The 23,319-nt window shown below is 45.1% G+C and carries 22 protein-coding genes; 10 read left to right on the top strand and 12 right to left on the bottom strand.

Annotated features, from left to right (window positions below):
* The first annotated feature begins 8 nt into the window (after positions 1–8).
* The 10 genes from C825_RS25735 (at position 9) to C825_RS25690 (ending at position 13,298) form a co-directional block, all read left to right on the top strand.
* Positions 9–1,433 carry a transglutaminase-like domain-containing protein gene (locus C825_RS25735; RefSeq protein WP_010800676.1) on the top strand — a complete coding sequence of 475 codons (1,425 nt, stop codon included), beginning with the start codon at positions 9–11 and terminating at the stop codon, positions 1,431–1,433.
* 38 nt (positions 1,434–1,471) lie between these two features.
* Entirely contained in the window at positions 1,472–2,269 is a 798-nt protein-coding gene (locus tag C825_RS25730; RefSeq protein ID WP_010800675.1) for a DNA-binding domain-containing protein, read from the top strand.
* Positions 2,270–2,398: 129 nt separating this feature from the next.
* Positions 2,399–3,580: a DUF4934 domain-containing protein gene (locus C825_RS25725; RefSeq protein ID WP_010800674.1), complete on the top strand. Its 1,182-nt coding sequence runs from the start codon at positions 2,399–2,401 to the stop codon at positions 3,578–3,580.
* Between the two features lie 73 nt (positions 3,581–3,653).
* The gene (locus C825_RS25720; protein WP_010800673.1) at positions 3,654–4,823 is read left to right on the top strand and encodes a DUF4934 domain-containing protein; all 1,170 of its coding nucleotides are present in this window, start codon (positions 3,654–3,656) and stop codon (positions 4,821–4,823) included.
* Between the two features lie 30 nt (positions 4,824–4,853).
* Positions 4,854–6,344: a hypothetical protein gene (locus C825_RS25715; protein WP_010800672.1), complete on the top strand. Its 1,491-nt coding sequence runs from the start codon at positions 4,854–4,856 to the stop codon at positions 6,342–6,344.
* A 24-nt stretch (positions 6,345–6,368) separates the two neighbouring features.
* Positions 6,369–7,820, top strand: a complete 1,452-nt coding sequence (locus C825_RS25710) for an alpha-L-fucosidase (RefSeq protein ID WP_010800671.1) — start codon at positions 6,369–6,371, stop codon at positions 7,818–7,820.
* Positions 7,821–7,896: 76 nt separating this feature from the next.
* Positions 7,897–9,813: a beta-N-acetylhexosaminidase gene (locus C825_RS25705; RefSeq protein ID WP_010800670.1), complete on the top strand. Its 1,917-nt coding sequence runs from the start codon at positions 7,897–7,899 to the stop codon at positions 9,811–9,813.
* An 81-nt stretch (positions 9,814–9,894) separates the two neighbouring features.
* Positions 9,895–11,181 carry a putative porin gene (locus C825_RS25700; RefSeq protein WP_044215098.1) on the top strand — a complete coding sequence of 429 codons (1,287 nt, stop codon included), beginning with the start codon at positions 9,895–9,897 and terminating at the stop codon, positions 11,179–11,181.
* A gap of 92 nt (positions 11,182–11,273) precedes the next feature.
* Positions 11,274–12,092 (top strand): phosphate ABC transporter substrate-binding protein, encoded by an 819-nt coding sequence (locus C825_RS25695; RefSeq protein ID WP_009859744.1) that lies wholly within the window; start codon positions 11,274–11,276, stop codon positions 12,090–12,092.
* 138 nt (positions 12,093–12,230) lie between these two features.
* Entirely contained in the window at positions 12,231–13,298 is a 1,068-nt protein-coding gene (locus tag C825_RS25690) for an NAD(P)H-dependent flavin oxidoreductase (protein WP_009859743.1), read from the top strand.
* Positions 13,299–13,376: 78 nt separating this feature from the next.
* Here the strand turns inward: C825_RS25690 and C825_RS25685 are convergent, their stop codons facing one another.
* The 12 genes from C825_RS25685 to C825_RS25630 form a co-directional block, all read right to left on the bottom strand.
* Positions 13,377–14,825, bottom strand: coding sequence for a DUF3868 domain-containing protein (locus tag C825_RS25685; protein ID WP_010800668.1), 1,449 nt, complete (start codon positions 14,823–14,825; stop codon positions 13,377–13,379).
* Between the two features lie 15 nt (positions 14,826–14,840).
* Positions 14,841–15,407 carry a DUF3575 domain-containing protein gene (locus tag C825_RS25680; RefSeq protein WP_009859741.1) on the bottom strand — a complete coding sequence of 189 codons (567 nt, stop codon included), beginning with the start codon at positions 15,405–15,407 and terminating at the stop codon, positions 14,841–14,843.
* A 151-nt stretch (positions 15,408–15,558) separates the two neighbouring features.
* Positions 15,559–16,173 carry a response regulator transcription factor gene (locus C825_RS25675; RefSeq protein ID WP_010800667.1) on the bottom strand — a complete coding sequence of 205 codons (615 nt, stop codon included), beginning with the start codon at positions 16,171–16,173 and terminating at the stop codon, positions 15,559–15,561.
* A gap of 6 nt (positions 16,174–16,179) precedes the next feature.
* The gene (locus C825_RS25670; RefSeq protein ID WP_010800666.1) at positions 16,180–16,872 is read right to left on the bottom strand and encodes a hemerythrin domain-containing protein; all 693 of its coding nucleotides are present in this window, start codon (positions 16,870–16,872) and stop codon (positions 16,180–16,182) included.
* Between the two features lie 76 nt (positions 16,873–16,948).
* The gene (locus C825_RS25665; protein WP_010800665.1) at positions 16,949–17,335 is read right to left on the bottom strand and encodes a type II toxin-antitoxin system RelE/ParE family toxin; all 387 of its coding nucleotides are present in this window, start codon (positions 17,333–17,335) and stop codon (positions 16,949–16,951) included.
* On the bottom strand, positions 17,314–17,580 hold the full coding sequence (locus C825_RS25660) for a hypothetical protein (RefSeq protein WP_009859737.1): 267 nt from the start codon (positions 17,578–17,580) through the stop codon (positions 17,314–17,316). The genes C825_RS25665 and C825_RS25660 overlap by 22 nt, the downstream gene beginning before the upstream one ends.
* 49 nt (positions 17,581–17,629) lie before the next feature.
* Positions 17,630–18,775 carry a Rid family hydrolase gene (locus C825_RS25655; RefSeq protein ID WP_010800664.1) on the bottom strand — a complete coding sequence of 382 codons (1,146 nt, stop codon included), beginning with the start codon at positions 18,773–18,775 and terminating at the stop codon, positions 17,630–17,632.
* A 103-nt stretch (positions 18,776–18,878) separates the two neighbouring features.
* A complete protein-coding gene (locus C825_RS25650) occupies positions 18,879–19,487 on the bottom strand; it encodes a response regulator transcription factor (RefSeq protein WP_010800663.1) in 609 nt (202 codons plus the stop codon).
* A gap of 10 nt (positions 19,488–19,497) precedes the next feature.
* Positions 19,498–20,190, bottom strand: a complete 693-nt coding sequence (locus tag C825_RS25645; protein WP_010800662.1) for a hemerythrin domain-containing protein — start codon at positions 20,188–20,190, stop codon at positions 19,498–19,500.
* Positions 20,191–20,215: 25 nt separating this feature from the next.
* Positions 20,216–21,367, bottom strand: coding sequence for a Rid family hydrolase (locus C825_RS25640; protein WP_044215099.1), 1,152 nt, complete (start codon positions 21,365–21,367; stop codon positions 20,216–20,218).
* Between the two features lie 10 nt (positions 21,368–21,377).
* A complete protein-coding gene (locus tag C825_RS25635; RefSeq protein ID WP_010800660.1) occupies positions 21,378–22,091 on the bottom strand; it encodes a hypothetical protein in 714 nt (237 codons plus the stop codon).
* A gap of 11 nt (positions 22,092–22,102) precedes the next feature.
* On the bottom strand, positions 22,103–23,317 hold the full coding sequence (locus C825_RS25630; protein ID WP_010800659.1) for a porin: 1,215 nt from the start codon (positions 23,315–23,317) through the stop codon (positions 22,103–22,105).
* Between the last annotated feature and the right edge of the window lie 2 nt (positions 23,318–23,319).

The raw sequence follows: 23,319 nt of genomic DNA, 5'->3' as shown, positions 1-23,319 counted from the left end.
TTGGAGATATGCAAATAAAATATTTGTTTTGGGTGCTAGCATTTGTTTTCGCCGGATGCGTGAAGACAAATGATAAGGAAATCGAAGCTTATTTTCGTAGTTCCGGAAATTCTTTGTGTCTTTATGCCTATTTGCATTTGCAGGAACAGTTGCCTCCTGAAAAATTGGAATGTTTGACAATCGATAAATCTTTTTTAATTCAAGACATTGAAAGGGCAGTAAGTACTTATAAGAAACGGCTGGAAACTTCTTATATTCCATTTAGCTTGTTTGAAGAATATTTGCTTCCACCTGTCATAGAAGACGAACCGTTGGAAAATTGGAGGGAGAGATGTTTGGATAAATTTTCGTTTCTGAACACTTTGGATGTAGTGGAAGTGTGTGATACGATTAACTCGTTACTGAGTAAGGATTTTTCTTTTAATTACGGAGAGATACCAGCCCGCTATTTGTCGTGGAGTTATTTGGACACATTGACGAAAGGCGATTGCTACCACATGGCAAAGTCCGTGTTGTATCCGTTAAGGACGTTAGGTTATCCTTGTACGATTGATTTTAGTCCTTGTTGGGGAAATACGACCGGTGGGCATTCATGGAATGTGGTTTATATAGAAGGGAAGATGATTCCGTTTATGGGACGTGAAAAAGGGGTATATGCATACGACCCTTTCCGGATTTATAACTTTGAAAACCCCGAAAGGATGAATCCTGCCCGTTATCCGGGAAAAGTGTATAGAAAAACATTCTCTGCTAATAAAAAGTTAAAACAGTTGATAGGGCATATTTCAATGGATGATTTGCCACCTTTTTTATCAGACTGTCGAATGATGGATGTGACGACTGAATATCTGCCTGTATCGGATGTGGAGATAGAGGTTGCAGACACGGTTCCTGTGGAAGAATCAGTTTATCTTGCTGTCTATTCGGATGATTGGACGGCCACAGCCTATACTGATACGTATCAAAATAGGATAGCGACTTTTAAAGATGTGAAGAATGAAATGCTCTACATGCCGGTTGTCTATCGAAAAGGAAATATATATCCGATTGATCACCCTTTCATAGTGGATAGGGTAGGTGAAAAAAGATTTTTGACTGCGGATGATTCGACGGAAAGATGTGTAGTATCTTATCTATTACCTTTAATGACCGAAATGTCAACTGCTGTGGCCAACAAAGATCGATTACCGAAAGATATTTTCGACCGCTTGTATTCCGGCGAAGCACGTAAAAGGCCTGTTAATGGCGCTGCTTATTCTCTTTTTTATTGGAATGCTAACCAATGGCAATATATCGGCACTGAAATTGCAACTAATAATCATATTATTTTCCCGGAAGTTCCTCAAAATGCCTTGCTGTATTTGGCAGACAAAGACAAGAAATTCGTAGGGCGATGTTTTACCTTGAATAAAGGCGAAATGATTTGGTGGTAATAAGAAAATTCAAATGAAAATATAACCAGCGTAACTTTATGGTTGCGTTTAATTTAAATTATAATATCATGAGTGCATTCACAAAATTCTGGAAAGTATGGTTGAACTTGAACCTGCTTACCAAAGACGTAGAGAACGATTACACAGCAGAAGTATCTACTGTAGGGAAAACATCACGCAACGAAGACATCGCGAAACAGATTATCGAGGAAGGTTCTGAGATAAAGTATGATACTTTATTGTCTGTCATCAACCAGCACGACCGCATTATCCGTGAATTGTTGCAAAACGGTACCAGCGTATTGACCGGGGTTGCCCAATATACTCCGAGTGTGGGGGGAGTATGGAATAGTTCTACTGAGAAGTATAATCCCGAGAAACATAAGGTTTCAGTCAGTATAAGCCCTTCAGCCGAGTTGCGGAAAGCCCTTTCGGTAGTTGGCTTGGAAGTGCTGGGCGTGAAAGACAGTACCGCGCGTATCGGTTTGGTGACTGATACGGCTACCGGCTTGACCGACGGTTCGATGACACCGGGTGACGATATCTTGATCTCCGGCGAAAAGATCCGGGTTGCCGGAGAAGCTGAAGGTGTCGGTGTATTCTTTATCGATTCGAAAGGCGTGGAAACGGCTGTGACCCGTCGCTTGACACAGAATGATCCGAAGACGGTGATTGCCCGTGTGCCGGCAGAATTAGCCGAAGGTACATATACGCTCCGTATTGTTACGCAGTATTCCAATAGCAATACCTTATTGAAGTCTCCGCGTGTGATTGAATACGAGCATGCTTTGCGCATTGGCAACGGTGGAGGTAGCGACCGTCCGGAGATCGAATAATTTGTTCGATCGACAGACGTACACCTGTTCGACTGACAGAGGCGCTTCTGTTTGATCGACAGGCGTACGTCTGTTCGGTTGACAGCAACGTGGAGTGTGACTTATGTTTTTTTATAATAATTGAATGCCATGAACACATTTATAATTAGTCAGCGTGTGTTTTTCTTGTTTTTCTTGTTGGGGTTGGGAGCTTGTCAACAGAAAAATAAGGATTTGGATACGGATGTATCAATAGAAGAGATCCATGTAAACGATTTTGATGAGCATGCAATCGCTTATAAAGATTTTGTATATGCTTATCATTTTGTACCGTTAGAGACAACTGACAGTTGTCTGGTCGGTAATGTGTTAGGAGTAGAAGTGACAGAAGAAAGAATATTTATACTGGATGATAAAGATAAATTGTGGGTATTTGACACAGACGGAAAATATGTAGGAAGAATAGGAACACAAGGACCGGGACCGGAAGAATATTCACATGCGAGCAAGTTTTATGTGAATGAGTCGAAAGGGCATATTGGTATATTGGATTTGACTAGTAGCAGAGTGTTCCGGTATACATTGGATAATAAGTTTATAGACCAGATCCGTTTTGAGTTCGATTTGGTTTGTACGGGAGTCGTTACGGTGAATAATGGCGAGACTGTCCTGTTATTATCTTCTAATTCAAAACAAGAAAAATACAATTATGCCGCTTATGACGAGTCGGATTTTTCTTTAATCTCTTATCAGATTCCGTTCCGGATATTAGGCGAGGATGGGTGCAGCAATTCCATGTTGTTGGCACATAATGCGGGAACAAGTTCTCTTGCGTTGGCAATGAATTCTGACACGATATATCAATGGAAAGAAAACCGTTTGCAACCGGCTTTCCTTGTTGAAGGGGGCCTAAAACATATTACGGCAGAGGCATTGATGGAGAAAACGCCACACGATTGTGCGACAGCTGTCGGGATTCGTTTGGCACGTGAGGATGGATATTCTATGGGGGTACAAGAATTATATGCAACCGACCGTTATTGGTGTTTGGAATATCCAAGTAAAGATATGACCTTGTTTGTAGATTGGGAACAAGGTGAAAAACGCATGCTACGGCCGGAGAAAGCTACTATTTTATCTACGTTCTCTTTTGGAGCTACCTCAACGACTAATACATCTTTGACCCGTTGTCTTTCAGTGGGGGATATGGAATTTATCAAAGAGGATTTAAAAGACAACAACCATCCAGAGTTCCATGAATTATATGGTCGGTTGACAGAGGATAGTAATCCGGTGATAGGGGTGTTGGATTATGGGAAACTTTTTAAGTGAACGAGAATTATAAAAATAGGAGGAATATAGGGATGAAGTTTTTTCAACATATAGAGCATTTCAGTAGTTTGTCATGAGAAAAAGTCTTGTATTAGGTTTGGTGTTCTGCATACTGGGTGGTTGCAGCCATAAAAAAGAAAAGGCCGACCTGCCTGTTATAGCTCTCGATTGCAACCAGCTTTCCAGTATTCATGACTGGGGCGTATTGGATCGGTTGGAGATTGTCCGGCTGGATAGTGAGGAGGCTCTTTTCGGGGATATAGACAGGATTGTCAGATATAAAGACCGGATTTATTTGATGGATGCGAATAAGACACGCACTGTCTATATTTATGATCTTTCCGGAAAGTATATCAATAAGATTTCAAAGTATGGGCAAGGACCGGATGAGTATTTGCAATTGGCTGATTTATATATCGATCCGACAGATGCCAGTTTGAATGTGGCTACACGGATCGACCGGAAAATCATGAAGTTTGATTTGGATGGTAAACAGCTTCGGAAAGTGATCGGTACCCCTAAGGCTTTTACTCGGCTTACACAGTTCAAAGATCGTTATGTCGGGTATATGGGAAATTATATCCAGGATTGTGAAAATCCGTATAACGTGTGGGTTCTGTCTGAAAAGATGGAGACGAAGCAGAAGACTTTCATGATTCCCGCCTCATGGAATAGTTTCGACTTGGGCAGCCGATATCCGTTTTCTTCCTTTCAATCGGATTTTTATTATACGAAAGCATTGGACTATACGGTTTATCAAATGGATGAAGCGGATGGCAGTTTCTTCCCTAAATATCGGTTTGATTTGGGCGACAGGAGTTGGCCCGAAGATGCCAAAGATGCTCAACCATACGAAGAACTGCGGAGGAGTAATCCGGTCTGTAAATATGTGGTTGGTTTCAGAGGGTTTCAGGAAACGGAACATTACTTGTTGGCTCCTTTCATCCTTGACGGGCAACAGGTCATGGGCGTTTACGACAAAAAGGAGGGTAAAAGCCGTGTCGTTTCTTTGGATACTTATACGGATGAGTATTTGATCAGTTTCGGTGAGGTGATCGGGATGGACGCTACAGCTATTTATTCGTTGGTGCCTGCCTGGTATTTGAAAGATCTTTGGGTGGGGCGGAATGAATATAATGATTTTGAGGCGAAGTATCCGGAACAGGTCAAGCGGTTACGGGAAAAGTTTGATTCGGTAGATGAAGAGGGTAATCCTTTTTTGTTGATTCATTATTTAAAATAAAAATATATTCAGTAATCAAATAGAAAGTGTATGAAGAAACATTGGATGTTACTGGCAGCATTGTTCATGCTGTCTTGTTCGGACGATAACGATCCGATAAAAGAGGAACCGGGAACGGACGAACCGGGAATAGAAGTGGTTGAACCGGAACCATATCGTGCAAACCGTATGTTGATCAAACATGGGTTACAGTTGCAGTGTTGGGTGGCTACCGATAATTATGAATTGGGTAGAAAGGCCGGGCAACCTGCCTATAACCTGTCGATTCCGGATTGGAAGCTGACGGGGTTTACCGGGCCTACTTTCTATGGACCGCCCTTGATTAATACCTCTTATTTCAAGGAATTTCCCGATAGCCAGTGGGCAATAGCGAAAGCGCCTCATGCCGATCAGTTGAAGAAAGGGCCGACAGATTATGAAAAGAAGAACGGATTCCTTTCGGAAGACCAGTTAAAGTATTTGAATAACCTGACTACGATCTGTTTCGGGGACGAAGAACACTACTCGTTTGAGGTGGCGAAGTTTTTGAAAGAGTGGTATGATGTGGCACGTCGTTTGTATCCGGATGTCTTGGTTCATAATAATCAATATCCCAATCAGTGGACTCGGGAAAATCTGTTGACTTACATCAAACTTGCCAAGCCGGATTTGTTGACCTACGATTGGTATTATTTCCATACATGGGATAAGGATAATTATATCGGAGCCAAAGACATGGCCGGGCATCTGGCCGAATACCGTGATTTGGCGTTAGGGGGATGGGAAGGCAACAAGAAAGATTATATGGCGTTCGGGCAATATTCGCAAGGGTATGTCAACGAAGGAACCTATAAACTGACCGAGTCGCAATTGCGCCTGTATTATTATATGACCTGGACGTTTGGCGGGAAGTGGCTGAACTGGTTCCGCTTTTTACAAGGGGATGGTTATGGCGGACAAACGGCACCGACCGACTGGTCACTGTTGCTGGAACAGGGGATGCCCGGGCATCCGACCAAACACATGGATTGGGTGAACCGTTGCAATCGCGAGAGTCTGCATATTGGCGATTATTTGGTGCGTTTGAAAACAACCGATGTCCGTTATGTGCCGGGTACCACCAAATATACGGAAGGCAAACCGGGGATGATTTCCGTTCTTAATCCGGAGGCTTCGTTCTTAAAAAAGGCTGAGGGCAGGATCGTGTCGGAGCCGGAGGAAGGTGCCGATTTGTATGTAGGTTTCTTTGATGTCATACCGAAGGAAGAGCAGGGCGACCCGGGCTTCTTCAAGGAAGGCGAAAAGACGTTTTTCATGGTCACCAACGGGTATGCTTCGAAGTTGGAGGAAGAGGCTGCTCCTTTGACTCAGCGTGTCCGGTTGGGTATAGACTTAGCTGAAGCCGGTGCCACAGGCTGTTGTTGGATAAATCCGGAGACAGGTAAAAAAGAACCACTGGAGGCTATAGGCAAAGAAGATGATACGACCTATTTTCAAGTGGATTTGCAGGGAGGGAGCGGAGCTTTATTTATGGTAGAATGAACAGATTGATAAAATAAATAGAAGATGAAAAAAGATTGTTTATTATTGGTTTTGATCGCATTGTTTAATTTAACAGGTTGTGAACGTCCGAAAGCGCCGGAGGCATGCGGACCTGTTCCGACGGAAGCCCAACTTAAATGGCAGGAACTGGAACGTTATGCTTTTATTCATTTCAGTATGAATACGTTTACCGATATGGAATGGGGATATGGCGATAAAGATCCCCAATTATTTAATCCGTCGGAACTGGATTGCAGGCAGTGGTGTCGGTTATTTAAGGACGCTGGAATGAAAGGGGTTATTCTGACGGCAAAACATCATGATGGTTTTTGTTTGTGGCCTTCGGCTTATACGGATTATAGCGTGAAACAATCTCCGTGGAGGAATGGTAATGGGGATTTAGTGCGTGAACTGGCTGACGCCTGTAAAGAATATGGATTGAAGTTGGGTATTTACCTTTCTCCCTGGGATAGAAATCATAAAGAATATGGAACGGAAGCTTATATCACTTATTTCAGAAATCAACTGAATGAGCTGTTGACGAATTACGGAGATATTTTTGAAGTCTGGTTTGATGGTGCAAATGGTGGTTCCGGTTATTATGGCGGGGCGGATGAGACGCGTAGCGTAGATCGTAAGACCTATTATGACTGGCCCGGTACCAATCAATTGGTAAAAAAATTACAGCCGGATGCCGTAATTTTTAGTGATGCAGGTCCTGATGTCCGTTGGTGTGGAAACGAGGCCGGATGGGTAGGCGAGACAAATTGGAGCACGCTTCGAAGAGAAGAAGTTTGGCCGGGATGGCCTCATTATCAGCAGTTACAGAATGGACATGAAGATGGTTCGTATTGGGTGCCGGCAGAAGTGAATGTTTCTATTCGTCCGGGTTGGTTCTATCATGAAGAGCAAGATGATCAGGTGAAGACTGTCGATCAGTTACTCGATGTGTATTATCATTCGGTCGGTCGTAATGCTACCTGGAATTTGAATATTCCGATCGACAAACGTGGGTTGGTTCACCCGACCGATTCTGCTGTCCTAATGGAAGTTGCAAAGATCTTACAGAATAACTTCAAAGAAAACTTAGCACAACAAGCAGAGGTCAGGGCTTCGAATGTGAGGGGGAAAGATTTTGCTGCTGCTCATTTAATCGATGGAAATAAAGATTCTTATTGGGCAACGGATGACGAGGTGACTTCTGCTTCTGTGGAGTTTGATTTTAAAGTTCCTACCGCGATCAATCAATTCCTGGTACAGGAATATATTTGCTTGGGACAGCGTGTAAAAGCGTTTACTTTGGAAGCCTTTGTCGGTGATGAATGGCAGGTTGTGGCTACGGGTTCGACAATCGGATATAAGCGAATCTTGCGTTTCCCAACAGTGGAGACACAAAAACTTCGTTTCACGATTAATGAAGCAAAGGCTTGCCCGTTATTATCGAACATCGAATGTAATTGTTGCTCTTACGATTGAATGTGCGGAATTAGATGTGGTAATTGAATAACTATTCTTATCTTCGGGCACTAATTGTAAATATGTTTGAAATAGAATGAAGAAGTCATTACATGCATTTTTAATGACGGGAATAGTCTGTATAAGTATTTCTTGTTCCCGTCAGTCTGTAAGTGAGCGTGATACGCTTGCCTTGATTCCTGTCCCGCAGGAAATGAAAGTAAACTCTGATTCTTTTACGCTTACCCGTAATGCTGCGATTACGCTCGATCAGTCGAATCAGGCATTGGTGGGAATTGCCGAATATTTGAATGAGAAAATTTCACCTGCTACAGGTTTTGAGCTTCCGGTAGAAAAGCATGGGAAAATAGAATTCAAGCTGGTGGAGGATGCGTCTTTAGGAGATGAAGGCTATCAGTTGAAAGTGAAACATTCAGATATCCTTATTACTGCCAATAAGCCTGCGGGTATCTTTTATGGTGTGCAAACACTGTTACAGATGTTTCCGGCAGAGATTAAAAGCAAGACTGTGCAGCCTGAAGATAAGAAATGGACTATTCCTTGTGCTGAAATCACTGACAAACCCCAGTTCCCCTGGCGCGGGCTGATGCTCGATGTTAGCCGCCACTGGTTTACCAAGGAAGAAGTTTTGAAGTATATTGATGAACTGGCCGAATACAAGATGAATGTCTTCCACTGGCACCTGACGGACGATCAGGGATGGCGGCTGGAAATAAAGTCCTTGCCGAAGCTGACGGAAGTTGGTGCCTGGCGTGCTCCCCGTGTGGGCCAATGGTGGCAGCGTGAACGTCAGCAACCGGGAGAGGAGACTACCTACGGCGGTTTCTACACCCAGGAGGATGTGAAAGAAGTGCTGGCCTATGCAGCCAAACGTTATGTACGTGTTATTCCTGAAATAGACGTGCCCGGACATAGCGTCGCAGCGTTGGTCGCTTACCCGGAACTGGCCTGTATGAAAGCCCCGGATGCCGTGAATGTCGGAAATAAGTTCTATGGGGAAGATGAAAATACGCTTTGTATCGGAAAGGATTATACATTCGAGTTCATGGATAAGGTACTGACGGAAGTTGCCGCCCTTTTCCCGGATGAATATGTACATATCGGCGGTGACGAATGTTTTAAAGGTTTCTGGCATAAATGTCCCCGTTGCCAGGCCCGCATGAAGGCTGAGAACCTGAAGAATGAAGAAGAGCTGCAAAGTTATTTCATCCACCGGATGGGCGATTTGCTGAAGTCGAAAGGAAAGAAACTGGTCGGCTGGGATGAAATCCTGGAAGGTGGTCTGGCTCCCGATGCGAACGTAATGAGTTGGCGTGGTATGGAAGGCGGTATCAAAGCGGCTAAAGCCGGCCATCATGTGATTATGACTCCGACGGAACATTGTTACCTGGATTTATGGCAGGGGGAACCTTCTGTTGAACCGGATACCTACTCTATGTGCCGTCTGAAAGATTCATACAGTTTCAATCCCATACCGGAAGGCGTTCCGGCCGAAATGGTGCTGGGTGGACAGGGAAATCTGTGGGCTGAATCGCTTCCTACTTTCCGTCATGTCGAATACATGACCTGGCCGCGCGGATGGGCCTTGTCGGAAGTATTATGGAGCGGGCCGTCTAAAACGGATTGGGAGAAATTCTGGCCGCGGGTCGAAAAACATTTTGTCCGTGCCGACCAGGCAGATATAAACTATGCCCGCAGTATGTACAATGCAATTGTGAGCCCGTACTTGCAGGATGGCGTTTTGCAGGTGGAACTGGGCAGTGAGATTGCCGGTACGGATATTTACTATACATTCGATAATACAGACCCGGATAGCCATACTCCGAAATATACCGACCCGTTGAGCATACCGAAAAATGCAACCTGGTTGCGTATCGTGACCTATCGCGACGGTAAACCGGTCGGCAAGGTAATCACCCTGACAACAAAGGAACTGGCAAAACGTGCCGAGTCCGACAAAAGAACCGGTCACGGGAACCTGACTGTTGACTAACAGGATTTTAACCAGGTTGTAACATCTATGTAACAACTTGGTTTTATCTTTGTGCTCTCTACGCAACCAACAAAGTTAGGAATGAAGATAACAAAATTAATGGCGCTTGTCCTGTTGGCGCTGCTTCCCTTTTTCACGGAAGCTCAGAACACGGAACAAATAGATGCCCGCATCGATTCGCTTGCGGAAGAGACAGCAACGCTGGATAAAATAGTGCAGAAACTAAGTAAATTTAAAGTTTCTGCCTATATCCAGGGTCAATTTCAGTACGGACAGGAGGATGCAACCCTGAAAGTCGGCGATAAGAATGAACATGAGGATAAAGGTTTTAACCGTATCGGTATCCGCCGCGGACGACTGAAGTTTGAATATAACGACGGTATCGGAACCGGAGCGGTACAGATTGAGGCTAACGACAAAGGCGTCAGTTTCCGTGACCTTTATATCGGCATTAAAGACCCCTGGACGAAACGCAGCCAGTTGATGGCCGGTGTCTTCAACCGTCCATTCGGACATGAGATAGGTTACTCTACCAGTGGCCTGGAATCGCCTGAACGTGCAACGATTATCCAGTATTTCTTCCCGGACGAACGTGACCTGGGTGCTATGCTGACGCTGCGTACCAAAAAAGAAAGTCCTCTCGCTTTCCTCCGTTTGGATGCCGGTCTGTTTGCCGGAAACAGTATCAACCGCGAAACCGATAACCGCAAAGACTTTATCGGCCGTCTAGGTGCTGACAAGGAAATCGGCAACTGGGGTAAATGGGGTGCAGGTATTTCTTATTACAACGGAGGCGTCTACAACCCGACTACAACTGCCTATGAGATGGACGGCAAGCGTTTTATCGAAGTTGATAAAGGTGAAACCGGTACGTATATGAAACGTGAATATATCGGTATGGATGCCCAGTTCTGTTTCTTGAGTTCATGGGGAACAACCTCTTTACGTGCCGAAGGTCTTTTAGGCACACAGCCGGGAATTGCCTCCAGCAGCAAAAGCCCGAATACCGGAACACGTCCGGAGAATCTTCCCGAAAATGCGTTATTCAAACGCCCCTTTATCGGTTATTTCTTCTACCTGGTACAGGACATCGGGACTTCTCCATTCTCTGCCGTACTCAAATATGATGTATACGATCCGAATACGAAGCTGAAAGGAAATGAAATAGGTACGGATAACTCATTTACATCTAAAACAGATTTGGCCCAAAGTACATTAGGCATCGGCGGCTTATACCGCTTCAACAAACATATCCGTGTCCAGGCTTACTACGAATTCAACTTCAATGAAAAGAGCGACTTCGTAAAAGGATATGAGAAAGACCGTAAGGATAATGTGTTGACGGTTCGTTTGCAATACAAATTCTGACCTTTTTATTCACACAAATGTAACACCTGTTTCATGTAGTTGAAATACGTGTGTTGTTCCTTTGCATCAGGAAATTAATTCAAATAAGAGTAATGAAAAAGACGATTCTTTTGGCAGCTATGGCAGCCTGTTTGTTTGCAACGAATGTATTTGCACAGAAAATTAAAGGAAGTGATACCTGTTTGCCGGTCAGCCAGACAGAAGCTGAAAACTTTATGAATAAGAATAAAGGAACCAAAGTGACTGTAACAGGCGGTGGTTCCGGTGTCGGCATCTCCGCCCTGATGGAAGGTACGACCGATATCGCCATGTCTTCCCGTAAAATGAAATTCGACGAGAAAGTCCGTTTGCAGGAAGCAAAGAAGAATGCAAAGGAAGTGGTTATTGCCTACGACGCTCTGGCTGTAGTGGTTCACCCTTCCAATAAGGTGGATAACCTGACCCGCGAACAACTGGAAGGTATCTTCACCGGAAAAATCAAGAACTGGAAGGAAGTAGGCGGAGCCGATATGAAGATTGTAGCCTATTCGCGCGAGACTTCATCCGGTACATACGAGTTTTTCAAGGAAAGCGTATTGAAAAATAAGAACTATATGAACGGTATCCTGAGTATGCCTGCAACCGGAGCCATTATCCAGTCGGTCAGCCAGACCAAAGGTGCTATCGGTTATGTTGGCCTGGCCTATGTAAACAAAGATGTCAAGGCTCTGCATGTTTCTTATGATGCCGGCAAAAGTTTCGTTGAACCTTCATTCGCCAATGCGAAAAATAAGACTTATCCGATTGTCCGTCCTTTGTTCTACTACTATGAAGCAAAGACCGAAGGCAGGGTAAAACCTTTCATCGACTATGTACTCTCTGCCGAAGGCCAGGAGACTGTTAAAAAAGTAGGATATATCCCCGTAAAATAAGATAATAACTCCCGTTTTTCCCCACGGACCGATAATATTGCACAAAAGTATTATACCTGTGCAATATTATTGGTCCTTTTTGCACATCATTTGGTTTATTGTGCTACCTTTGCCGCGTATTTAATAACAATATTTTTCATGAAGACATTAACAATCGGAGATTTGAAACCTCGCTTCCCAATTATCCAAGGTGGGATGGGCGTAGGCATTTCTCTATCCGGCTTAGCCTCAGCCGTAGCAAATGAAGGTGGGATTGGCGTTATCTCCGCCGCCGGTCTCGGACTTTTATATAAAAAGCTATCTCCCAATTACACAGAAGCAGGCAATCTGGGCCTGGCCGAAGAAATCCGTAAAGCCCGTGAAAAGGCAAAAGGTATCATCGGTGTAAACGTAATGGTGGCTCTTTCCGATTTTGCAGAACTGGTGAAGACGAGTATCGCCGAGAAGGTAGATATCATCTTCAGCGGTGCCGGACTGCCGCTCGACCTGCCGTCGTTCCTCAAGAAAGACAGCGTGACGAAGCTGGTGCCCATCGTATCGAGCGCCCGTGCCGTACGTATCATCTGCGAGAAATGGAAGAACAACTACGACTATCTTCCCGATGCCGTTGTACTGGAAGGTCCTAAGGCCGGCGGTCACCTCGGTTATAAGGAAAACCAGTTGGAAGACGAACATTTCTCACTGGAAGAATTGCTTCCGCAGGTTGTGCAGGAAGTATCTGTTTTCGAACAGAAATACAACAAGAGAATCCCGGTAATTGCAGCAGGAGGCATTTATACGGGTGAAGATATCAAACGCGTGATGGACCTTGGAGCATCGGGCGTTCAATTAGGAACCCGTTTCGTCACTACTACCGAGTGCGACGCCAGCGATGCTTTCAAAGAAAGCTATATCAAGGCGGAAGAAAAGGACATCGAGATAATCAAGAGTCCTGTCGGAATGCCGGGGCGTGCCATCCATTGCAACTTCCTCGAGAAGGTGAAGGCCGGCATCAAGCAACCGAAAGCGTGTCCGTTCAACTGCATCAAGACGTGTGATATTTCGAAGAGTCCATACTGCATCGTTACGGCGCTGTATAATGCTTTCAAAGGAAACTTTGAAAACGGATATGCCTTTGCCGGAAGCAATGCCTGGAAGACCAGCCGTATCATGTCGGTGAAAGAGACAATCAACGAACTCATTAATGAGTGGAAAGCAAAAGAATAAATTTTGTCTACTTATATGAATACAAAAAGCCCCGGTAAGCATGATGCCTATCGGGGCTTTCTTTGTTATCTTTGATGTTTATTGTTCATCCAGCCATTTGCTCAGTTCATCCCGGTTCTGGGCGGCAGCCTTAACGCCTGCGTTGGCAGCTTTGCCGAAATAGTCGAGTGCCTGCTGATACTCTTTCTTCTTGGCGTAAGCTACACCGAGGTTGTTCCATGCTTCCGGTGTATTGATTTTTTGCAGACGGGCGATACCTGCATCGTCGGCTCCGCGTTCTATCTCGAGGGCGGCTGTGTTCTGTTGTGCCACCGGGTCGGTCGGGTAGAGGCGTACGGCGATATCGAATACTTCCTTAAATTCGGCACTTTCTTTCGGATACGTGTTGGCTACGAGGAACATTTCGTTCAGGCTCAGATACTGCGGTTTCGTCTTGATAACCTGTTTGGCTTCGTTCACATCGAACGGACGGGCGATATACGCCAGTGTGTAGTCAATGCGGCGCAGGGCAGGATAATAGTCGTCCAGCAACATGCGATAGGTCTTACCACCGTTCAGTGCTTTCAGTTGCGCTTTACGTTTATTGATATCGGACACTTCCAATACTTTAAGGATTTCATCGCGGTTGGACAGGTTGGATGCCTTGACTGCCTGGCGCAAGCCTATCCAGTCTTCACCTTCCCAGTTGACTTTCATCAATGAAGCAGGCATATCTTCTTTATCCTTCATATAAGCGGCAAACGCTTTGGCACGGTTTTCAGACAGTTTCATGTTGTATTCGTAACCGCCTTCGGGTGAAGCGTAACCGGTGATGTTGAATTCTGTAAATTTCAGGTTCTTGTCGTTACGAACCTCGCTCACGATTTTGTTAACCTCTTTCAGTTCGGCGGCATTGTTCTTAAAGTCATGCAGCAGGACAGATTTACCCACTTCGAAGTTAAGGTAGGCCGAGTGCGTTTCGCTACGTTGTTTTACCGGCTCTGCGGGAGGTGTCACATAACTCAGTTCGTAGGTCGGTGCGACAACCGGCGGCAGGATACGGGATGACAGCGGAGTGATATTGCTTGCCACGTCGCATGAAGCGCATCCGGTCGTATTGGCCTGCATGACCAGTGAGGCGTTACGCATCCAGCTTTCGTACGGTACGGTCAGCGTCATCGGGATAGATTCTGCCTCGTTCTTTTTATGGCGGAAGATGACTGTCGGAGTCTGTTCGAACGGTTCTGCGCCGAAGCCCATCTCACGGTCGAGCGCTTTCATACGTTTCTTTCCGGTAATCACGAACGGGTCGAATTTGATGCTATGCGCCTTGTCCGCCGATTGGAGTACCGGGGTTATGATGACCATGTTCTGCGATTTCAGTTGCATGTTGTTGAGGTTGGCGGTTGTAGACAGGCTCACCTGGCTTCCCTCTTTTTTTACTTGCAGGTCGCTGTATGCTATGCCGTCGGGACTGACAACCTGCGCCTGCATGCTCCCATAGGCGGAGCATAATAAAACGGTTGCTATATAGAATAACTTCTTCATTTTGTTTGTTCGTTTTTAGTGGATAAAATAGATAAATGAGATGGAGGCTTTTGTTACACCCCAATAGTTGTGGTTGCCGGTACGGAGTTTGGGCATGTCTTTGCCTTTGGCATATTCGTCGTAGTGCATACGGGCATAACCGGCACCTATCTCGCCTTCAATACCCCAGCGTTTGCTCAGAATCCATTGATGTCCGATACTGATACCGCCGCCATACATATAACCGTCGTAGCGATGGTCGCGCAGTTTCTTGAACATGTCGAACGGCAGCTTGAAACCGGCCACGTCGTACTGTCCGCCCAAGGCGTGTACACCGATAAATGTACCGTTGAACTTCTCGCAGGTCCAGAAGCGTACGCCTGCATGGGCCAGCCAGTGTTTGGCTTGTTTGTCGTTGTTGAACTCGAATGGGTTATAACCTGCAGAAAGGTCCATTGTAACCTTTTTCCCTAATCCCACTTCCAGACCTAAGTTTGGAGTGGCGGTGGCATCATAGACGATATTATTCTTTAATGCTACATGCTGTGCACTTGCATAGAGGGATAATAATAGCGTTGCCCCTATTAAAAAGAATTTCTTCATGTGATATTCAATATTAGTTATACTCTTCCTTCTTAACAGAGTGGTTCCGGCGATTGTTTGGTTTGTTTGATAAAAAGGGTGAAAGGTTATGATTAATTATAAGAAAAACGATGGTTTTTGTATTTGTTATGTTAATACGGTATGAACCGGATTATTCCCGTGGCTTTTGAATATCGCTCAGCTCTACCAGCTTATTGACAATGGCATATACTGTCAATGCACTTGCACTATGTACCTGCAATTTGCGGGCGATATTTCTCCGGTGCGTAATGACTGTATGGGTGGAAAGGAAGAGACGGTCGGCTATTTCGCGGTTGGTCATTCCTTTGACGACACAGACAACGATTTCCTTTTCGCGGGTACTCAATGTCTGTTGTTCATCGCCATCCCCTTCGCCGTCTTCGCTTTTGGCATGCAGGCGCTCCAGTTTGAGCTTCATTTCGTCTGCACTGTCGAATATGCTGATTTGGTCGTCATAATACCGGATAACGGCATGTTCGGCTACGGAATAGAGCAGGGCCAGGCATTTCATATCCGGGCAACCCGTCATCTCCTTCAGGTGAGGGATAGTGAAGTAACCCGGGATGGAAGGATTGATGATGAGGACATCCGGATGGTGTGTCCGGAGGTCCTCCGTAAGCGATTCGATAGTCGCTATTTCTGATACCTGGATACGCAGGCCGGGGAGACGTTTCAACATGGTCTCCAGCCCGTAGCGGACAATGGCGGAAGGCTCAGCAATAACGATTTTCAGATTGGTGCTCATAGGGCATCATTTTATTGTTTTTTCTAAAGCAAGTATAGCAGGCATGAAAAGGTAGTCTTCCACATGGTTGTGGGAGGCAAGGTCCTGTTCTGTCGCGAAGATGTCGAACAGCACGCTGTTCAACAGGTTGCTTCCGGGGCCCGGATAATATTTGATGAGGATATTCTTCAGTTCGATAATCTTCATCTCTATCTGGTCGTGCCGTTTGCGGAAAATTGAGATATTGTATTTCGGGTCTTTTTTCCCTTCCAGCAAGCCGCGGACATACGGGAAAACGACTTTTTCTTCGTATGACATGTGTTTATTGACCTCATCGGCATATTCGTCGAAGAAGCGCTGGATGACGAATGCTACGTCCTGCGGGCATTCTGCGATGGCTTCCAGAAGTTTTCTTCTCAGATGCGGTAGACGGAAATTCAGGAAATAATCGTGTGCGTTATGCAGATAGGTAATTAATGCTTCAATGGAGAGGCAATTGCTTACGTTGGTGACGGGAGCGGAAATCTCTTCCGTCAGGAAATTGACGACTGTCAGGAAAGTACAGGCATCTACTCCATTCTGGCGGCATACTTCTCCGATATTCTTTTCTCCGAATCCCAAGGCAATACCAAAGCGGCTCATCACAAGAACCATCGGATAGTTCTCGCAGATAAGGTCGCTCATTTTGTCGGTTTCCCGGTATTTCCCATTTTTATACATAGGCTGTTTCTTTCTTGTTTTGGTGTTATTAATTCTCCAAAGGTACTCCTTTTTCTCTTAATGACTTTGAACGTTATTAATCTTTCACGTTTGTTGAGGACGTTTGCTTTTCATAAGGAACCGTTGGTTCGTTCAGATATTGCGGGTCCTGATTACGTAATGTATAAGCCAAACGTGCCGGGTCGCGCCGGTTATCCCAGAAGACAAGAACAGTAATTAGTTCATCGCTGTGATGATAAAATATAGAGTAGTCATCAATAACAAGTGCCTGACGAATATGTGGATATTCTGTTGAATAACCAATCATTGGCTGGGCGGCAACTAACTTCAAAGTGTCTTTTATTTCACCTTTTAGATAGTGGCTGTATCTGTTGCTACCGTTGCGCTTATTGAAGAAGTTTATAATAATATTAACTTCTAATTTAGAATTTTGCGTCCATTTTATTCTTCTTTTCCTAGCCATTCGTCAAAGAATTTATCCATTTCCTCTTCTGTATACGTTTGTCCATTCTGCATCTGTTCCAAAGCAGCATCGATTCTTCCCTTTAGCTCGGGAGAGAAGTGGAGAACGTCGTCTTCGTCATATACACCCTTGGTATCCGGCCCTTCTTTTTCATCGATTATTTCTTCAATTTTATCCAGAAGGTCTTCATCATAGATGTTTCCTAAACGGTCTATTAGTCTTTGTCTTCGCTTAATAAATGTCATATCGCTTTAGTTTATTGGTTCTGCTGCAAATGTAGCAATTATAAATCAATTATAGCGGCGGATACTCCGGTTCGTCTACGGCAACGACGGCCAGGCATTCGATTTCGACCAACCAGCCGGAACGGCATACCGGGGCGCGGACAATCAGGTAAGGCATATTCGGATGATTAGCTTTCATGTATTGTTCGATGCGGGCGAAATCACCTGTGTCGCGGATATAGACGATGGCCTGCATGATGTCGTTCAGATTGGCTCCGGCTTCATTCAGCAAGGCGGTGATGTTTTCAATCATACGTTCCGATTGCTTGATGACATCTCCCGGATGTACGATCTCACCATACCGGTCGATGCTGGCGGTACCGGAAACGAACACATGGCGGCGGTCGCCATACGTGATGGCCGTTCCCCTTTCAAAAGTCACGCCATATTCATACGTCCGGCTCAGGTGGTCGGGGGCATAGAGATATTGAATCTGTTCCTGTCCGATACCCGATACGGCATACGTGTCCATTGTCACGAAAACATTGGTATCCTGATAGCGTCCCTCAATGCCGGTACTGGCAATAAAATGAGTGTTTTCTGTCAGGTTCTGTGTAGCAAATACATCTTTGCGGGCTTTGACGACTCCCGGATAATTCACGTCTACGTTCTGAACAAATATCCAGGTACGGATACAGTTGTTTGCCAACGTGCAGTTGGCGGCCGTCAGCTGCATGATATAATCGCGGAAGATAAGCCGTGTCTGATACTCCGAATTGGCAGCACGGTTGCACAGGTTAGCCCCGAATAGTTGGCGGTAGTTGCCATGACGTGCTTCAAACAGGTTACTGGGAAGAACCTGCGTCTGTACTCCGGTTTGAAGCCATGCCCAAAGAGCTATTTTAGTACCGTTCATCGGTGCCTGTTGTACGATGGACAAAGCGCAATACGGGTTACTGCGGTCCTGTTCCATCAGCGATGCTGTCTGGTTGGTGACATCGCTCAGGAAGTAGCGGCGGAATACGGCTGTCGGGTTTCCGGGAAGTTCTTCTACACATTGCGTATAGGCTTGCAGAAGATTCTGTAGTTGGGTAGGGTAATCTTCCAGGCAATCCGTTTGCTGGAAGAGAAGATGATATTCTGTAATACCCTTTTTAGTCTCGAATGAGGTGATTTGCACCTCTGTCTTATCGTATTGTTTGGAAATTAGATTCATGGTATCCTGATATGTTTTGTTTCTTTTCCCAAAGATACAGCATATCAGTATGAACCCAAATTTTGGAGTGTGAAAAGAAAACAAAAGCTGTGAGAAAAATATATCAGGCTTTTTTTATGTCGTTCAATTCAATCAGTTTATTTACAATTGCGTATACGGTTAAACCGCTGGCACTATGTACTTGTAGTTTGCGGGCTATATTGCGGCGGTGTGTGATTACCGTATGGGTAGATAGATAGAGGCGGTCAGCTATTTCGCGATTAGTCATTCCTTTCACAACACATATAACAATCTCCTTTTCGCGCGAACTGAGTGTCTGCTGTTCCTCTTCTCCTGTATCCGGGCAGGCTTCTTCTGCGTTTAGCCGTTCCAGTTTATGCTTTAACTCATCCGGACTGTCGTAGATGTTAATCTGGTCATCGTACGACCGGAGCTGGGTATGGTCGGCCGCCATATACGTAAGGGCCAGGCATTTCATTTCGGGACATCCGCATTCCTCCTTTAAACGTTGTATGCCGGAATAACCGGGTAATGCCGGGTTAATCATCAAGACCTCCGGGCGATGCATGCGGAGGCTTTCTATGAGACATTCGGCAGTCGCTATTTCTGTGAGCTGGATGCGAAGTCCGGGCAGTCGTTTCAGTAAAGTAACCAGTCCGCAACGGATAATGGCAGACGGTTCGGCAATAGCTATTTTGATGTTAGGGTTCATAAAGCAGCAGTCATTTTATTGTTTTTTCAATTGCCAGTACAGCGGGAACGAAGAGGTAATCTTCTACCCGGTTATGAGAAGCCAAATCCTGTTCGGTGGCAAAGATGTCGAACAGGACACTGTTCAGCAGGTAATTGTCAGGCCCGGGATAGTATTTGAGCAGGATATTTTTAAGCTCTACGATTTTCATCTCTATCTGGTCGTGCCGTTTGCGGAAAATACTGATATTGTATTTGGAGTCCTTCACGCCGTCCTGTAGATTGCGGACATAAGGAAAGACAATCTTTTCTTCGTACGACATGTGCTTATGTACTTCATAAACATAATCGTCGAAGAATTTGGTGATGGCGAAGGCAATATCACCCGGGCAGCCGATAATCGCTTCCGTCAGTTTGCGGCGGATATGCGGGAGGCGAAAGTTCAGGAAATAATCGTGCGCATTGTGCAGATAGGTAATCAGTGAACCGACAGAGAGGCAGTTGTCGATACCGTTTATCACGGCGGGAGTCTCTTCCGTCAGGAAATTGACAACGGTCAGGAAGGTACAGCTGTCCACTTCGTTCTGCCGGCATACGTCGCCGATATTTTTCTCTCCGAATCCCAGGTCGATGCCGAAGCGGCTCATAACGAGAACCATCGGGTAGTTCTCGCAAATCAGGTCGCTCATTTTATCTGTCTCTGTGTATTTTCCTTGTTTATACATAGTTGTTATTTTTAGGATGTTATGTTTATAGACAGGGGTATTGCGGAAGGTCGGCTGGTATAATAGCCACGCATTCCGTTTCAATCAGCCATCCCGGACGGCATACCGGTGCCAGTACGATAAGGTGCGGCAATTCCGGATAATGGGTACTGATATATTTCTGTACATTCTCATAGTCTGCCGGGTCGCGCAGGTAAACGATGGCCTGCATGATGTCGCCGATGGAAGCCCCGGCCTCTTCCAGTAGGGCGCTGATGTTTTCCATCATCCGCCCGGTTTGTTTCAATATGTCGCCGGGATAGACAATCTCGCCTTTATTGTCGATACTGGCTGTGCCGGACAGGAAGATATGTTTACGGTCGCCGTAGGAGACGGCGGTACCCCGTTCAAAAGTGACGCCATATTCATAGGTCGGATTGAGATGGGTGGGAGCATACAGGAACTGTATCTGTTCCGGTTGCAGGCCGTCGACGGTATAGGCATCCATTTGTACCAATACATCCGGATCGGCATGGCGTCCTTCTATACCGGTGCTGGATATATAATGTGTCTTTTCCGTCAGGTTCTGCGTGATGAAAACGTCCTTGCGGGCTTTTACTACGCCGGCATAATTGACGTCTACATTCTGTACGAAGAACCAGGTCCGGATACAATCGGCAGCCAGGGTACAATGTTGTTCGGTCAGTTGCATCACATAGTCGTTGAGCAGCAACCGGGTCTGGTATTCGGAAGTCGCTGCCTTGTTGTGTGCACCTCCGTTCCATAGGTGGCGATACCCGTTGTGGGATGCTTCAAACATTCCTGAGTTGCAGGTTTCTGTCGCCATCCCGGTTTGCAGCCAGGTCCATAAGGCTATTTTTGTGCCGTTGAGGGGTGCCTGTTGCACGATGGATAAGGCGCAGAACGGGTTTTCACATTCCCGTTCCATCAATATATCCGCCTGGTTGGCCGCATCGCTCAGAAAGTAGCGACGGAAAACGGCTACGGCATTACCAGCCTCTTTTTTAGTCACTGCGTCGTATGCTCTTTGTAAAGAATCCAACTGTTCCCCGAAAGAAAGTGAAGGGTCGGTAACGGAAAACATAATATGATATTCCGTTACCCCTCCCTTGCTTTCAAAAGAACAAATTTGAGCGTATATGGTGTTTTGTTCGTATGTTTTTGTTGTGAATGTCATAATTATAAATTCATTCTTGGGCTCCCCCTTCGATCCAATTCTTCAAAAGAGAAATCTTTTCGGGTGAACCGGATAACAAATCATTATGATAATGGTTGCTCGCCCCTACTGTCAGTACATCCATGATGAAGCTGTTATCCGCATCCCCAGGCTTTACAAGTATTTTCCCTTCATTCGAAGAGTTCGCTTTTACATTGACCAAAGCACTGTAACTTTTTCCTTCAGTCAGATATAGACCATCTGCAGCACTGGCCCCGGCCCCATGACAGCCGGTACAGCTAGCATCAAAAATGCTTTTTTGTATGCCATTGAATAAACTCGCGTTGACCGTACCTATATCCAGCTTTAGCGTATCGGATGAATCCGTAAAATCCGTTTGATAGAAACTGACAATACGTTTTCTCAGTTTATTGATAACACAAACTTCTATCTGGCTGACCTCATTTGAAATACCTTTTAAAATAAGGTCCATCGAACCATCGTCTGCGGTTGTCACTGTTTTGGCAACCGCAGCATATTCATCATCCTTTTTAAATCCGGCGACAACAATCGTATAATCGCTGGGCCAGGTTTGAACGCCCTGGATAGTTGCTGTAACCCTGGCTATGCCTCCCTCTATCTCTACGTGTTTGCCCTCGTCGTAAATTTTGCCGTCATCGCAGGAAACGAAAAAACAAGAGAATAGTAGCGCATTTATTATGAATGAAAAAAACATTCTATTCATGGTGTGACAATTTAGAATGTATATTGAAGCAAAACTGTTCCTGAATGCATAGCTAACCCTAGATCATCGTTATCACGATCAAGCTGTGTGTCATGTCCCGTACGTCCGATGAACTGATACATTGCCTGTAATTTCAGATTACATCCAGTAAAGAAATAGTTGAATCCGACTGCGGGCATATTCAGGAAACCGTTTGTGTCTACTCCGTTGCGGTTAAAGAAATCGTAGCGGGCCGTCGCTTGCAGGCGATTGGTTACAAAATAACCGCCTTGTACATATCCGCCCAGATAGTTATAACTTTCATCTATTTTCTGTCGTTTGGTGAAACCAACGTTCATATAATAGAGCTCCGCTCCCAGATAAAGACGGTTTTTCAACATGGCAAATTCTGCACCGGCACGGTAATCGTTTGTACTTTCATTTTCGCTTTCTACATTTAAAGACGTTGATAGGCCGAATAATATTTTATCTTCTTTCAGACGATTGGGATTTCCTTGATTAGACGGCATAACACCTTTTGGCATGTAAGTAATACGTCCGGCATATAATAAAGAAGGGATATGCCAATCATCACTGAATGTTTTTGAAGCCACGTTTACGGAGCTACCTGTACCATTAAATATACCTACTTCATAGCCGAATTTTTCTTTGATTAATCCGTGGACTTCTACACCCAGGTCAAAGCCTGTGCCGATATTGGGAGTTACGGCATTCAGTGAATATGGCAGAATGACAGGTGCTGTCAGTGAAACAGGAAGAGTAGGCATCAGTGTCTCTCCTAATGTTGTCAGGTAAGCATGTGCGAACGGTGTTTTGAACTTACCTACGCGTATGGCAAAGCTTTCTTTGAGTTTTACGTCAAACCAAGCCTGTTGCAGAATACCACCTCCGCTTGAGGCTGCATTGATAGACAGGTTGAATGTAACCATATTGAACGCTTTTCCTGTAAAACCGAGAATGGCGTATGGAATGGAAAAACCGGAATTTGCAATATTGTCTTGATTGTAAGCAAGATCCAAACCTTCATCATCGTAATAACTGATATTTGCACTGGTTTGAACGAGCATATAAGGTTTAAAAACAAAATCGCCTTTTTTAGTGCCGATAGTGAAGCCTTCTTTGCCGGACAAAGATACCACCCCGTTTTCCGTATCTTCTTCGTGCTGGGCCAGTACTGTTAATGGTAAGAACAGTAATGCAATGATTGTAGTTATTAGTTGTTTCATCT

The sequence above is a fragment of the Parabacteroides sp. ASF519 genome (assembly GCF_000364265.2).
Classification (GTDB): Bacteria; Bacteroidota; Bacteroidia; order Bacteroidales; family Tannerellaceae; genus Parabacteroides; species Parabacteroides goldsteinii.
Note: the sequence above shows the minus strand (reverse complement) of the source record. Positions and strands in the feature narration are given on the sequence as shown.

Coding starts and splice junctions, on each gene's coding strand:
- C825_RS25650 (WP_010800663.1), bottom strand. CDS start 19,487: ATGAACCCTAACATCAAAATAGCTATTGCCGAACCGTCTGCCATTATC.
- C825_RS25720 (WP_010800673.1), top strand. CDS start 3,654: ATGAGAAAAAGTCTTGTATTAGGTTTGGTGTTCTGCATACTGGGTGGT.
- C825_RS25640 (WP_044215099.1), bottom strand. CDS start 21,367: ATGACATTCACAACAAAAACATACGAACAAAACACCATATACGCTCAA.
- C825_RS25710 (WP_010800671.1), top strand. CDS start 6,369: ATGAAAAAAGATTGTTTATTATTGGTTTTGATCGCATTGTTTAATTTA.
- C825_RS25705 (WP_010800670.1), top strand. CDS start 7,897: ATGAAGAAGTCATTACATGCATTTTTAATGACGGGAATAGTCTGTATA.
- C825_RS25675 (WP_010800667.1), bottom strand. CDS start 16,173: ATGAGCACCAATCTGAAAATCGTTATTGCTGAGCCTTCCGCCATTGTC.
- C825_RS25695 (WP_009859744.1), top strand. CDS start 11,274: ATGAAAAAGACGATTCTTTTGGCAGCTATGGCAGCCTGTTTGTTTGCA.
- C825_RS25645 (WP_010800662.1), bottom strand. CDS start 20,190: ATGTATAAACAAGGAAAATACACAGAGACAGATAAAATGAGCGACCTG.
- C825_RS25700 (WP_044215098.1), top strand. CDS start 9,895: ATGAAGATAACAAAATTAATGGCGCTTGTCCTGTTGGCGCTGCTTCCC.
- C825_RS25655 (WP_010800664.1), bottom strand. CDS start 18,775: ATGAATCTAATTTCCAAACAATACGATAAGACAGAGGTGCAAATCACC.
- C825_RS25725 (WP_010800674.1), top strand. CDS start 2,399: ATGAACACATTTATAATTAGTCAGCGTGTGTTTTTCTTGTTTTTCTTG.
- C825_RS25735 (WP_010800676.1), top strand. CDS start 9: ATGCAAATAAAATATTTGTTTTGGGTGCTAGCATTTGTTTTCGCCGGA.
- C825_RS25670 (WP_010800666.1), bottom strand. CDS start 16,872: ATGTATAAAAATGGGAAATACCGGGAAACCGACAAAATGAGCGACCTT.
- C825_RS25665 (WP_010800665.1), bottom strand. CDS start 17,335: ATGGCTAGGAAAAGAAGAATAAAATGGACGCAAAATTCTAAATTAGAA.
- C825_RS25680 (WP_009859741.1), bottom strand. CDS start 15,407: ATGAAGAAATTCTTTTTAATAGGGGCAACGCTATTATTATCCCTCTAT.
- C825_RS25660 (WP_009859737.1), bottom strand. CDS start 17,580: ATGACATTTATTAAGCGAAGACAAAGACTAATAGACCGTTTAGGAAAC.
- C825_RS25630 (WP_010800659.1), bottom strand. CDS start 23,317: ATGAAACAACTAATAACTACAATCATTGCATTACTGTTCTTACCATTA.
- C825_RS25685 (WP_010800668.1), bottom strand. CDS start 14,825: ATGAAGAAGTTATTCTATATAGCAACCGTTTTATTATGCTCCGCCTAT.
- C825_RS25690 (WP_009859743.1), top strand. CDS start 12,231: ATGAAGACATTAACAATCGGAGATTTGAAACCTCGCTTCCCAATTATC.
- C825_RS25715 (WP_010800672.1), top strand. CDS start 4,854: ATGAAGAAACATTGGATGTTACTGGCAGCATTGTTCATGCTGTCTTGT.
- C825_RS25635 (WP_010800660.1), bottom strand. CDS start 22,091: ATGAATAGAATGTTTTTTTCATTCATAATAAATGCGCTACTATTCTCT.
- C825_RS25730 (WP_010800675.1), top strand. CDS start 1,472: ATGGTTGCGTTTAATTTAAATTATAATATCATGAGTGCATTCACAAAA.